Source organism: Acidithiobacillus acidisediminis, assembly GCF_023277115.1.
Classification (GTDB): domain Bacteria; phylum Pseudomonadota; class Gammaproteobacteria; order Acidithiobacillales; family Acidithiobacillaceae; genus Igneacidithiobacillus; species Igneacidithiobacillus acidisediminis.
Genome location: NZ_JALQCS010000001.1, coordinates 175,929 through 189,446, shown reverse-complemented (window position 1 = coordinate 189,446; position 13,518 = coordinate 175,929). Strand labels below are relative to the sequence as shown.

General features: G+C 57.7%; 9 protein-coding genes. 7 read left to right on the top strand and 2 right to left on the bottom strand.

The window, feature by feature from the left end; translation table 11 throughout:
• Positions 1–33 precede the first annotated feature (33 nt).
• The 7 genes from M5D89_RS01025 (at position 34) to M5D89_RS00995 (ending at position 9,538) form a co-directional block, all read left to right on the top strand.
• Entirely contained in the window at positions 34–1,242 is a 1,209-nt protein-coding gene (locus M5D89_RS01025; RefSeq protein WP_248883881.1) for an IS4 family transposase, read from the top strand.
• A 265-nt stretch (positions 1,243–1,507) separates the two neighbouring features.
• A complete protein-coding gene (locus M5D89_RS01020) occupies positions 1,508–2,209 on the top strand; it encodes a hypothetical protein (RefSeq protein WP_248883880.1) in 702 nt (233 codons plus the stop codon).
• Entirely contained in the window at positions 2,206–4,320 is a 2,115-nt protein-coding gene (locus M5D89_RS01015; RefSeq protein WP_248883879.1) for a cellulose biosynthesis cyclic di-GMP-binding regulatory protein BcsB, read from the top strand. Before M5D89_RS01020 ends, M5D89_RS01015 begins: the two co-directional genes overlap by 4 nt.
• Positions 4,304–5,101: a hypothetical protein gene (locus M5D89_RS01010; protein ID WP_248883878.1), complete on the top strand. Its 798-nt coding sequence runs from the start codon at positions 4,304–4,306 to the stop codon at positions 5,099–5,101. The genes M5D89_RS01015 and M5D89_RS01010 overlap by 17 nt, the downstream gene beginning before the upstream one ends.
• 58 nt (positions 5,102–5,159) lie before the next feature.
• Positions 5,160–7,139, top strand: coding sequence for a cellulose synthase subunit BcsC-related outer membrane protein (locus M5D89_RS14315; RefSeq protein WP_248883877.1), 1,980 nt, complete (start codon positions 5,160–5,162; stop codon positions 7,137–7,139).
• The gene (gene bcsZ, locus M5D89_RS01000; RefSeq protein WP_346347694.1) at positions 7,139–8,317 is read left to right on the top strand and encodes a cellulose synthase complex periplasmic endoglucanase BcsZ; all 1,179 of its coding nucleotides are present in this window, start codon (positions 7,139–7,141) and stop codon (positions 8,315–8,317) included. The genes M5D89_RS14315 and bcsZ overlap by 1 nt, the downstream gene beginning before the upstream one ends.
• A gap of 21 nt (positions 8,318–8,338) precedes the next feature.
• Positions 8,339–9,538: a MalY/PatB family protein gene (locus tag M5D89_RS00995; RefSeq protein ID WP_248883875.1), complete on the top strand. Its 1,200-nt coding sequence runs from the start codon at positions 8,339–8,341 to the stop codon at positions 9,536–9,538.
• Here the strand turns inward: M5D89_RS00995 and M5D89_RS00990 are convergent.
• Entirely contained in the window at positions 9,496–10,893 is a 1,398-nt protein-coding gene (locus M5D89_RS00990; protein ID WP_248883874.1) for an NAD(P)/FAD-dependent oxidoreductase, read from the bottom strand. The two genes, M5D89_RS00995 and M5D89_RS00990, sit on opposite strands and share 43 nt — an antisense overlap.
• The gene (locus M5D89_RS00985) at positions 10,886–13,468 is read right to left on the bottom strand and encodes a plasma-membrane proton-efflux P-type ATPase (protein ID WP_248883873.1); all 2,583 of its coding nucleotides are present in this window, start codon (positions 13,466–13,468) and stop codon (positions 10,886–10,888) included. The genes M5D89_RS00990 and M5D89_RS00985 overlap by 8 nt, the downstream gene beginning before the upstream one ends.
• Between the last annotated feature and the right edge of the window lie 50 nt (positions 13,469–13,518).

The following is a 13,518-nucleotide window of genomic DNA, read 5'->3' as shown; positions in this document are numbered from 1 at the left end:
ATGCCACCCATGTTTTTCTGCGGAGACATGGCGATGGCCCGTACCAAAGCACGTTTATCCAGCGGGGCGCGGCTGGCGGATTACCTGACGGTGGGATATCTGGCCTTGCGTTGTCCTTTGCCCAAGGTCCGGGAGAGTTTGGCGCACCATGATGTGGAGAGTCAGCGTCGCAGAGGCTTGCCTCATGAGGTGTTGGTCTACTTCGTCCTGGCCATGGTTTTGTATGCCCAGGTGGCCTACGAGGAGGTGTTGCAACTCGTGTTGGAAGGGCTGCGCCCGGTGCTCGGAGATGAGGGATTGGCGGCGGGCACGGTCAGCAAGGGCGCCATTTCCCAGGCACGCAGCCGGGTCGGTGCCGGGCCGTTGCGGTCTTTGTATCAGGAGCAGGTTCATCCCCATGGTCCGGCGGGGATGGCAGGGGTATGGTATCGAGGGAAACGACTCATGGCGCTGGATGGCTCGTCTCTGGAGATGCCCGATGAAGCGCCCAACGCTGCGCATTATGGATATCCGCCCTCATCCCGCGGCGCCACCGCCTTTCCCCGATTACGTTTCGTAGCGCTGGCCGAATGTGGCACCCATACCCTGTGTTACGCTCAGCCGGGATCCTATGGTCAGAGTGAGCGGGAACTGGCTTTGCCCGTGATCGCCCATGCCGATGCCAGCATGCTGGTCATGGCAGATCGAGGCTTCTACGGCTACGACTTCTGGCAGCAGGCTAGCGCAACGGGAGCGCAGTTGCTCTTTCGTCTCAGTAGCATCCTGAAACTCCCCATTGAGCAGCCCCTGTCCGACGGGTCCTATCTCAGCACCCTCTATCCCAATGACGCGGATCGAAAAAAGCAGCGGCAGGGGGTACGTGTACGGGTCATTGAATACCAGCTGGAAGGCATCCCCAACGCCGAAGCGACTTATCGACTCCTGACCACCATCCTGGATCCGCAAGAGGCTCCGGCCGCAGAATTGGCCGCCCTGTATCAGCAGCGCTGGACCATCGAAACCAGCTTCGATGAACTCAAGACCCATTTGGCTGATCGCCGTGTCGTCCTGCGCAGTAAACGCCCCGAACTCGTCGAACAGGAGTTCTATGCCTTGCTGTTGGTCCATGCCGCCATCCGCCATCTGATGACCGAAGCGGCGGCGCAAACACAGCAGGCTGCCCAGGATTTATCCTTCCTTCACGCCGTTCGCGTGTTGCACCGACGTCTCCCTGCTGTCGGCGCCATTCCCCCCTCAGGCTAGGTCCAGATGGCTCCAGAGCCTCTTGCAGGAAATTGCCACCGGCAAAGCCGTCACCAGTCGGGGAAAGCGCAACCCCAGAGGCGTACGAAGAAAAATGAGCCGGTACCCCATCCGAGATCGAGGAGACCCTCTGGGGATCCCTTGCACACCGCAGATAATCATATGAATCTATCTAAACAGTATTGCCTTTAAGGTCACCCCCAAGGGTGAGCAGTTGGATCAAGATTTCGTATCGTCTGCCATTCGCGTACAGGCACTGTTTTTTATGATCATATTTACCTCGCTGGTCGTTGGTGCATGGCGTTGGATCAGTTCGCCCGGAGAGCGTCCACAGCTAGTGTTTACGATGATTTGGGAGCTGCTGAATTTTCTGATCATTACCGCCACCATAGTAGTCATGTTGGAGCGGCGCCAAGTGCGTGGAAGTTATCGCGCTGTGACCGGGGATGCTGATGCGCGCGTGCTTGGTGAAATCACGCTCAAATCGGGGACCGTGATTCGTCTGCCGGTGAGTGATTTGTCTGTGGGTGGGGTGGGCTTTCGGCATGCGCATTGGCCCGCCAGCGTAGAACAAATATCGGCGAGCATCTTGTCGGTGCGACTGATTATGGAAGGCCCTCGCGCTTGTTCCACCAGTTCGTTGCCCGTCGTCCTGGTGCCCAGCTGGGATGGAAATGTAGGACTAGCGTTTCAGTATGCCGATGTGGCACAAAAGCAGGAGGTCGTTGCTCTTTTGTACGCGGATAGTGAACAGGTCGCGAGGTATTCCGCGCACCGCAAAAAGCGCGTTGGCTTCATCTATTCCTACAGTTATTTCTGCAGCAAAACGGCGGCAGGTCTGGGTTATTGGGGTAAATTTCTGTGGGCCACGCAGGGGCGGGCCAAGGTCGCGAGCGGGATGCATCTTCTCGGCAGATCAACGGCAATGATGCGCCGCATGCCACGTTCGGTTGGAAGATCCCGATGACAGATTGCGAAAGCGCTGGACGCAATGCTGGTTTTCTCTGGCGTTGGCTAGGCCTGATCTTTTGTTTTTCTTTGCTGTTGCCCGGCGTTGTACATGCGGATACGCCGGTGCGGCATTCGCTCGCGGAACTGATTCAGGGATCGCAGTATGCGCAGATTTCTGCGCAAAGCCCGCGCCTGGAAATTCCGTGGACAGTCCCCAAACAGCAAGAAGCCGATCAGGCTTTACTCCATTTATTCTACTTCGTGAGTCCTGGAACGGCGCCGGGCACGGAACTGGTGGTATCTTTGGATGGCCGCGATGTGGGTGCGGTACAGGAAAGCCCAAAGTATCCGGAAGGACAGGCGGTTATTCGTCTCGCCAATCACGCCATCGCGGCCGGTGGGCATGAGGTGGAAATCCAACTGAAGCTTGCCCATCCTGATGCCGCGAAGTCCAACGCTTGGACTCAGCTTGATCTCTACCGCTCGTCGCTCGGCTACCAAGCGCATCATCTCCCTTGGCAGAAGGTCGATTTTGCAGATTTCGACGATATGCTTCGTGATGCCAGCCAGAGTGGTGCATGGACGTTACCTCTAGAGCTGGATGGCGCTCCGACGCCGCAAATCTTGACTGCAGCGCAACAGGTGGTTGCCGGAATTGCCTTGCGAGCGCAGGCGCCAGTCCTTGTGCATGTGCAACAGACGACTGCTTCTGGCGCAGGAAAGACCGCGCTGCAAAATTCCCATGCCCCCATGACGGTGGTGATCGGAACCGAAGAAGAACTGTCCGGTAGCTATGGCAAACTAGGGCAGTTCAATGGCCCAGTAATGCTGCTGCAACGCTCCGCTGCTGGCGACGGAGGGGTGGATCTCGTGATTACCGGGCCTACGCCTGCAGACGTCTTGCAGGCGGCGCGCACCTTCGCGAGTAACCGAGAGGCTGTGCCCGTTGGCAATGTATGGCAGGTACCCAAGAGTTTGGCTCCGACACAAGCACATTTTGATCGGGTTCAAAATCCTCCCGCCTTACAGCCCGGCATGGAAGTGCCGATTCGCAGCGCCCATTCGCAGGATGTGGATGGCGAGATATTGGCTGGCAAGATGATTCACTTTTCTTTTTGGATGCCAGGTGGGCAATTTGCGGATCGCCAGGCACAAATGGTCATGAAATTGAATCTGGATGTGACACCAGACAAAAAAACAACGCGCCGCCCCCTGATCACGATTTTGGCCAATGGGCAATGGATCTCCCAGTGGCACCTGGGTCTTGGTGCGGCCCACTACGAAACCCGGGTGCCCTTTTCCACCTTGGCGGCAGGAATGAACCACATCAACCTGGAGATTACTGGAGCCACGGCCAGTTTGTTGGCGGGATCGACACTGCGTATTCCGCCTACCCACGACTATGCCATGCTTCCAGATCTCCGCCTCTTCGCCCGTACCGGTTTTCCACTGGTGCGGACAGGTGGGGAGAAGTTGAGTCTGATTTATTTAGACCCATCGCCACAGGAGGAGAGCGCCGGCCTGACTCTTTTTGCGCGGCTCGCCCAGGCTGCCAGAAGCAATCTGCCCGATGCCATCGCACAAATTGATGGCGTTCATGCGGGCACCAACGAGATCATCTTCGCTACCCAATCCCATCTCTCCCAGTCTGCATTGGCGGGCGCCCCGGTTCAGCTTCTTGCCAATGGCTTGCGCTGGCAACTCGCCGGTTCGGACAAATCGCCGTGGAGTGGCGAACAGGGGCTGCAGCCCGCGGCCTTTCTGATGGAAAGCCGCAATGGAGCGAGTGATCATTGGTGGAAATTGATCTTCACCGCGGGCGATGCAGCGGATTTCGAGACTGCAAGCTACCAGCTCGTAAAGGAGAAAAACTGGGATGGTCTCCGTGGAGATTTTGCTTGGATCGATCAGCAAGGCCGATATCAATCGACCCTGTTTGGTAGGCAGCAAATCTATGGTAGGCGAAACAGCCCCTGGTACTGGATTTATCTGTTTTCTATCCGGCCATACTGGTGGATATTGATTGCCCTCTTGCTGGTTGCTGGCGGAACCGCCTCTGGCTGGGTGATTATACAAAAAAAACGTCGCCGCTGGCGCATGGAGGAAACGCATGAACAATCAACATGACCGACGCTATCTCCCCACGGATCTTGGTAACGGCAATGCCATCGCACTGCTTCTCGTGCTCCTGATTGGCATGACAAGCCGGCCGGCCGTCGCAACGGTAGTGAATCGCCAGGAATCGAGCAATATCGTGGAACAAGTGAGCGGCGAGAAAGGGGCGAACTCACCGGAGTTGGATGCTGCGGTAAAACATATCTGGGAGGAAATCAATCAAAAAAATATTGCGGCGGCAATGGCTGAAATACAATCCACGCAAAAGAAGTTTCATGGCTGGCATCCAGACGAGGAGATGACCTTTGTACTTGCTGAAGTAAAGACCTGGAAGCAAATAAATCATGGTAGCGTAGGGCAGGCAAGACGAGCTCTGCAGGATTTCATTGCCCGCTATGCCAACGGACCGGAGGCAGCGCAAGAGCATGCAGTTGAGGCCAGTATGCAGTCGGTGGTGATGGATCGCAGACTGTGGGAAGCCCTGGAAAATGGCGCAACCGCGCAAGAAATGCAGGCCAAAATCAAAGAGGCAGAACTCCATAATCCTGCTTATCATCCACCTTTGGCAATGCTGAAAATTTTGCACTTGGATCAGGCTGCTGCCCAAGCCCCGATTTTGGCCAAGCAGAACGATTGGCGCGCGATCATTTCGTTGCAGCGCCGCTATCCAGGCGCCTTTTCGTCGGCGACATTTCCGGAAAATGCCCTATTGCTCGCCCATGCCCAGGCACTGACGGGAAATGATTTGGAAGCGAGTCGCTATTATCTGCAGCAGATACAGGCGAGCAAGTAATGTCGCCCATGCGCAAGCCCTACTCGGTAACGCGAGCGATGTACTCCCGGAAAATGTGGTGAACCTCCTCTATCAGACCGCTAGGGAAAAATATCCGGATGCAGCGCCGCAATTGGAGCAATGGCATCTTGATTACCTACTGGGTGTTGCTGCGCGCTTGCATGGGAAGGGACAGAATCAGCGCGCTTGGCTGCTGCTCCAGCCGCATCTTGCGACCATTGAGCGGGGCGAGCATGCCAGCAACGCGCGGCTGATCGCCAGCATCCTCGGCGCGCTGGACCGTAGCCATGCGGCGTTGCACTGGTGGTTTCTCGCCGCCCAGTGGTCGGGAAAACAGAAGGATTGGCAGACGGCCGCGACCTTGGCCGTTGCTACGGGCTCCACGGAGCAGGCAGGACAGGCCCTGGCCCATCTTTCGCCGGATTCAGCTGCTGGACGATCGGTGTTTGTCTGGTATTTTCAGCAGCGCGCACTGGCCGCCTATCGGCAAGGAAAGTATCGGCAGACGCTGCATTATCTCCACGCTATTCAGGAAAAGCAGCCTCTGTCGGCGGGCATGCAAAGCATTGCGGCATGGTCTCTGATCCACTTGCACGAATATTCCCATGCGGGGAAAATTTTTCACGTCTTGTATCGCCACGATCCGAGTTCCAGCAATGCGTCTGGGGTGGCCCTCACGGACTATAATAGCCATTCCCTCGCTACGGCATATCAGTTGGCGCAACAGGTCCCTGGGGCCCTATCGACATTCTTGCCCATGCAGACCATGGCCGCCAATGTGGACCACATCGACGAAATTCCGTGGGGTTTGAGTGCAAAAGGACGGGTAATCTTGCCACCGACGCGAGCCAGTTTTCTCTTGCTGGGAACGAGCTGGCTACAACGTGGGGGGCTGGGTGCAGGTAGCAGTCGTCTGCAAGCGCTTGCGCCCGGTATCTGGGCGCAGTGGGGGTTGAACTGGCATTGGTCTGCCTTTGCGCAATTGCATAGTGATTTGCTGAATTCCAATATTGGTTCCGTGCAGTCGACGACCTTTCTGGGGTCAACGCAAACTCTCCAGTTTGCGCCATCCAATGGTCTTTCCACCTGGCGGGCTCCCAGTATTTTGCTTGGTGTAGATGACCGATTGCCGGGGCAGGAATGGCGTGCGGCGTTGGGCTGGACGTCGCCGAGCAGCCTCGGTGGCGGTTCACCACAGGCCCTCTTGCAGTATCGCCGTAACACCAGTACCAAGGGTTCCTATTGGACGGTGGAGGCGCTACGCGATGCGGTACGGCAGAGTTGGATTTCCTATAACGGTACCAAGGGATTGTTGACGCTAGACCAGCCAGGAAAAAATGCACTGGTCTTGCCTTATCAGTGGGGCGCGGCCATGCGCAATCAGTTGGGGTTCGCAGGCTACCTTGCCGGTCCCAAGACGATGTCGTGGAATTATCTTGCCACGCTTCATCTCAACGCGATTACGGGGCGTAACATTCGCAACAACTATGGCTGGACCAGTTATCTGTCGGCGATGAAGCCGATCTTTGTGAATGACGGTTGGTGGTCGGCGCTGGGCCCGGCGTTGTACGCTGAAGGGTATGCACGCAATGAAAATTTTGGCAGTCCGGGATATGGCGATTACTACAGCCCGCAATGGTTGTTGCAGCCACAACTTGCTGCGGTAGTTAGCCACTGGTGGCAAGGGGGATCGTTGTCTCTCGCGGCATCGGTCGGCTACCAGTGGGCGCGTACTGCGGCGGCATCAGTGATCCCCGTGTCTCAGCTGCCCAATATCCTCTCGACGGGCGAGATAAATCAGCCCATCGCCGAATTTGCCGCAGCAGAGAATAGCAATATTTCCGGCAGCGTCGATTTGGAACTTACGCAGAAACTCGGGCAGCACTGGTATTTTGATGGCAGTGCCGCCTATCAGGCTAACCCGGCGTTTGCACAAACAAACATCGGAGTGGGAATTCGTTACGTGTTTTCTGGTCAGATGCAGAGAACGCTGTCGCCGGCTGCTCTTCTGGGGAATATGTGGCGCTTGAATCCATAATGCTATCGATGTACCGGGCCCGCAGAGGGTATTCCGTGTGGCGATCGCTGATCTGTTTCGGACTTGCCCTGCTATGGTTCGTACCTTGCGCCCAGGCCAATACCGTGAATGATTGGCGCCAGTTCTGGGCGGACTACCAGCGAGGTTTCGTGGACCAGCAGGGACGAGTTATTGATTGGTACGAAGGTGGTATCACCACATCGGAGGGTCAATCCTATGCGTTGTTCTTTGCTTTGGTTGCGAATGAACCAAAGGTTTTTGCAAAGATACTGGCGTGGACGCAGAGTAATCTTGCCGATGGTGATTTGGCAAAGAATTTACCAGCTTGGCGCTGGGGCAAGGATAAAGACGGGAAATGGGGAATATTGAGCCACAATCATGCGGCCGATTCAGATCTCTGGATTGCCTATGACCTCGTCGAGGCAGGTCGTTTATGGAATAAACCGACTTACACGCAGTTAGGGCAGGCCTTGGCACAGCGCATTGCGCAGAAAGAGATCCTGCCCATGGAAGGTGTCGGACCAATGTTGATTCCAGGGGAAAAATATTTTCATTTTGGCTCGACATTGATCATTAATCCGAGTTACCTACCGCCATTCTTGCTGGCCGCCTTGGCGCAAAGCCTGCCCGATGGTCCGTGGGCGACGATGCTCAAGAATCTGCCGAGCATCCTACAAAAAACCGCTCCGCATGGCTTCTCACCCGGTTGGGTTGCCTACGATCCCAGTCGAGGATTTTTTTCTGCGCCGCAGGGGGTGTATGGAAGTTATAATGCCATCCGCGTCTATCTCTGGGCGGGGATGACAAATCCGCAGACGCCCGGAGCAAAAACGGTGCTCGATGCGTTGTGGGGCATGGCGCTGTATATGCAGTCCAATGATCTCCCGCCGTTAAAAGTAAATGTCATGACCGGGGAGTCGGAGGGTATCGGACCGAGCGGTTTTTCGGCTGCTCTCATTCCTTTTTTGGCACGCTTTCAAATGCAAAAATCTCTTTCCATACAGCTGCATCGTCTGGAACTAGAGAAAGATCCGGATACTGGCCTGTATGGCCATCCGCCCATACATTATTACAACCAAAATCTCGCCCTCTTTGCCTTGGGATGGTACGCTCACGCCTATCGCTTTGGGGTCCACGGGAATGTTCATCCCAGTTGGTCCGCAAACGCGACGTCTTGAATCCATTGCCGGGGAAAAACCATGCTGGATGCGGTGTTCGATTTCGATGCCCTTGTCGATCGTCGGCATACGGATAGCGTGAAATGGGCGGGGGCAGAACACAAATTTGGTAAGGCAGTGTTCCCTATGTGGGTGGCCGACATGGACTTCCCCGCCGCGCCTTGCGTTATGCGGGCACTGGAGCGGCGCTTGGGTGAGCCCGTCCTGGGTTACCCGGATCATGATGAAATGGTACAGGAGGCGGCGTGCGGCTGGTGGCGTGGGCGCTATTCCTGGGAGGTCCATCCGGAGGAGGTCATTCTCGTGCAGGGGGTCGTTCCTGTACTCTACGCCGCAGTACGGGCGTTTTCTCGGCCGGACGATGGGGTCATCATCATGCCGCCCATCTATCCACCATTTTTTGCGGCGGTCGAGGCACAAGGACGGAATCTGATCTCGGTGCCATTGCGACTAGATGCGACTGGACGCTACTCGATGGATTTTGCGGCGCTGGAGACCCAGTTGCCGCATGCGCGCATGTTGTTCCTTTGTTCACCTCACAATCCCGTCGGACGCGTGTGGACGCGGGACGAGTTGCAACAGTTGATCTCTCTCTGCGCCCAGCATGGCGTACAAATTGTCAGTGATGAAATTCATGCGGACCTCGCGCAGCCCAATCATCCCCATACCCCCCTGGGGCAACTGGATAGCGAGGCCGTGGTATTGGCTGCGGCCAGCAAGAGTTTCAATATCGCCGGTCTGGGGGGGGGCGTCGTGTGGCTGCGTGGCGCTGCCCGCAAGCAGACCTTGGTTACAGAGCTGCGGCGTAGCGGCAATTTGGGGACCCACACCTTTGCCAAGGCGGCCATGACCGCTGCTTGGCAGGAGGGAGCCGTGTGGCTGCAGGCGCTGCAGAACTACCTGGCCAGCAATGCCCAGTTTCTACAGTCGTACCTGAAAGATCATCTGCCGGATCTGGGATTTCGCATTCCGGATTTTGGCTACCTGGCCTGGCTGGATTTGCACACTTGGGGCCTGACCGATGCAGAACTGGAAGCTCGAATTTTGGACGCTGGCCTAGGGTTGAATTGGGGTCCTTCCTTCGGCAGCGGTGGTTCCGGTTTTGTCCGTCTGAATTATGGGACCCCCAGGCGGCAATTGCTGCACGGCCTGGACTTGTTGCGCCAGGCCGCTCCCCTTCACGCCAAGGCCGGAGCCTCCACGCAGGGATGCAGGCTCTGATAATGCTGGTGCAGGGCGTCCCCCGTAGCGGCGACGAGGGGATGTAGCGAGGGCGTCAGACGGGGCTGACTGCCAAATTGCATGCTCGCCAGGTCTGGCGCAGTGGCACGCATCTGCACTGCCAGGCCAATGGTGTTGATCAACTCTCCCGTTGTGGGCCCACCCAGAATTTGCCCGCCCAGCAGTTGCAGGGAATCCCGGGCAAAGATGACGCGGCAGTAGATTTCGGTGGTATTGGGCATAGCGGCAGGATGATGGTCCGGCAGGCGCGCCTCGCCGACCAGGATCGGGAAACCTTCCTGCTCTGCTTGGTGTTCGGTCATGCCGGCAACGCCAAAGGCCAGCCCATCGATCTCGCTGGCATAGACACTCACCGAGCCGGCATTGAAACGCAACTCACGCAAACCATAGAGGTTCATTCCGGCAATCCGGCCCTCGGCCGCCGCCTGGGAGGCAATCAGGGCATGGTTGGCCTTGCGGGTGAAAAAATCCTGCTTGTGGGCACAGTCGCCGACGGCGAAGATGGCCGGGTCTTCGCGGCTACGCTGAAAGGCGTCTACCCACACCCCATCCGAACGACTCAGAGTCAGGCCCATGGCTTGCGCCAGTTGGGTGCGCGGGCGGGTGCCGATGGCGACAAGGACCGCGTCGACGGGTAGAGCTGTCTGTCCGGCAATCTGCACCGCAGCCGCCCGTTTGCCGCTGCTGTCGGCGACGACGTCCTCCACCTTGCAGCCGGTGTGGATCTGTACTCCGTGCTTTTTCAGTTGCTTCTCCACGGCCTCGCAGGCATAGAGATCAAAGGCCGCTTGCATCAAATGCGGCAGCATCTCGATGATATGCACCGTAATACCCCGTTTGCGGATCTCATCGGCAAATTCGACCCCAATAAACCCTCCGCCGATGATGGCCAGGGTTTGCACCTTGGGGATCAGGGTGGTGAAGAGCTCGTCCAGATAGCTGTAGTCCTTGTGGATGCTGAAGACGCCTTCCAGATCCAGTCCGGGAATGGGGGGAATGAAGTTGTCGGCGCCGGTGGCAAGGACCAAGCGTTCCCAATGAATGCGATCGCCAGTTTCCAGGGTAGCGACGCGTGCTTGTCGATCGACGTCCTGGACCCGACCGATCTGTAACTTTCCCCCAGCCGCCAGGAGGGGGGCCCGCCCGGCCATGTCCTCGTCCGTACCGCCCAGGGTCCCAAAGATATAAGGGATGCCACAAGGGATTACGGCATCACTCTCGGGTCGTACTACCAGCACCTGCTTGTGGGGCGAAAATTGCGCCGCCGTGATGCCACACATCATGCCAGCGGGGCCACCGCCAACGATCAGCACATCCGTAGTCAATTCACTCATGAGGGTTCTCCTGTTTGCGGTGCAGCAGGCTTTGGAGTTCGCGCCGCATGGCGGCTCCGTCGGCCTCCAGGACGTTCATGGCGGGATGCAAGGACTGGTTGAGGGTGTTGAGGAAACGCAGTTGGTGTTGGGCCTGCCGGTCCATCAAGCGATGGATGGCCAGTTTGGCCAGATCAGCGCCCAGCATCCACAGGATATTGTAGGCCCAGACCAAGCCGATGATGGTCCAGGAAATCGCCGGCATCAGCCAGCCGAAGGCGACAATGGCGATGCCGACGATTTGCGTTCCCAAAATCGCCATCAGCAGAATGGGTGCGGGATAGGGAGGCTTCCAAAATGGCCCTCGAGTACGGGTCAGAAAGAGCATGAGGTGCCCGCCGGCGATGAGTTGCAAAAACATTACCGTCTGCAATTGTGCCAAGGGCAAATCGAAGGCAAAGCGGCTAATCAGATACAGCGCCAATGTTCCGCCCAAGGCCAGCAGGCCCATCATCGAGGCCAGGCTCAGGACCCGTCCCATCTCCCAGTGTACTGGGCTTTTCTGCACCGCCGTGCGATCCCAGGCGATGCTCATGATGGGAATGTCATCGAGCAGGGACAGCAGCACCACCATGATCGCCGTCAACGGATAGGAATTGAAGCTCAGCATGGTGAGCACGACAAAGAACAGGATGTCGAGGGTCATGGCAATGCGGTAGACGGTGTAACTCATCATCCGCTCGAAGATCCGTCGCGCTTCCTCTACCGCCTGGACGATCACATTCAGGCCCGGTGCCGTCAGGATCAGCGCCGCCGCCGCTCGGGCCGCGTCGGTGGCACCGGAAACGGCGATACCCACATCTGCCTGCTTGAGGGCCGGGGCGTCATTGACCCCATCGCCGGTCATGGCAACGATATGGCCCCGCTCTTGCAGGATTTTGACGATGGCGTACTTATGTTCGGGAAAGACCTGGGCGAAGCCATCGGACCGTTCGATTTCCGCGCCCAACCCGTCAGCGAGCTGGCCTGTTTCGGCATATTTGGACAAGCGCTCGTCGACGGTCAGGATGTGGGTGCCCAGATTCAGTTGTCCGGCGATTTCACTGGCGATGGCCTGATGATCGCCGGTAACCATCTTCACTTCGATGCCGTGATTCTGGGCCTCGATGATGGTGTCCTTGGAGTCCACCCGCGGTGGATCGAAGAGGGAGAGGATGCCGAGAAACTGCCAGCTCGCCCCGTCGTCATCGGAACGCGCCACCCCCAAGGTACGGAAGCCCTTGGCGGCAAAATCCTCCACCGTCTTTTCTGCCTTGGCGCGCTCATCCCCGCTGAGCTTGGCCATGTCCATGAGGACCTGGGGAGCACCCTTGGAGGTCCGAAAATGTTTGCCATCGCTGGCCTGGATTTGTCCCTCGGTGCGTTTGGAGACAGGATCGAAGGGGATGAATTTGCTCTGCTGTAAGCCTTGCAACTGCTGCGCGCGATCCTGTAGCCCCGCCAGTACGGCGAGATCAATGGCGTCGGCGTCCTCCTCGCGCGAGGCGAGGGCCGCTGCGACGATCAATTCCTGGTCGTCCTGGGCGTGAAAACGCACGCTATCGCCCAGGGTGATCTTGTTCTGGGTGAGGGTGCCGGTTTTGTCGGAGCAGAGAATATCCACCCCCGCCATTTCCTCGATGGAGGTCAGGCGCGAGACGATCGCCTTCATCCGCGACAGGGCCAGGGCACCCAAGGCCATGGTGACCGAGAGTACCGCAGGCATGGCGACGGGAATAGAGGCCACCACCACCACCAGGACAAAGGCAAGCAACTGAAGGAAAGACAGGCCGCGTACGAGTTCGACGATGATCAGTATGGTCGACAGCACCAGGGCGAGGACGATCAGAAAATTGCCAATACCGAGGACCGCCTTCTGGAAATGGGAGACGGGCGCTGCCTTCTGCACCAGGCTTGCCGTGTGACCAAAAAAGGTCTGACTGCCGGTGGCGTAGACCAGCGCCAGCATCTCCCCTTGCTTGGCGATGGTACCGGAGTAGGCCACGGCCCCGACCTTCTTATTGACCGGCAGAGACTCGCCCGTGAGCGCCGACTGGTCGACAGAGAGATAGTCCCCAGAGAAGAGCTTCACGTCCGCAGGGAGCACGTCGCCCAGGCGTATGCGGATCACGTCGCCAGGCACTAAGGTCGTAGCGTCGATCTCCTGCCACTGCCCGTCGCGTAGGGCACGGGCCTTCAAGGCCAATTGATTTTTCAGTGCCTTTAGGGCATCGGCGGCGCCTTTTTCCTCCCAAAAGCCAATGCCGCCATTGACTAGCAGCATGGCGAAGATGACGAAAAAGCTCTTCCAATCGCCATTGATGGCGGAGAGCACGGCGGCCGCCTCGATCATCCACGGGATCGGTCCCCAGAAATAGGAGAGGAGGCGACGCCACAGGGGGGTTTCCTTTTCCTGTAGGGCATTGCTGCCATAGTGTTGCAGGCGCCGCTGCACTTCCGCAGCGCTCAGCCCCTGCTCGCTACTCTCCAGGGCCTGAAAAATGGCAGCAGGATCCATCTGCTCCCAATCTTTTGCGTTGTGTTCTTGCAACACCATTCACCTCCCCGCGATATGAGCTGACGCTGAGACCCGCAAAGCTATATTTG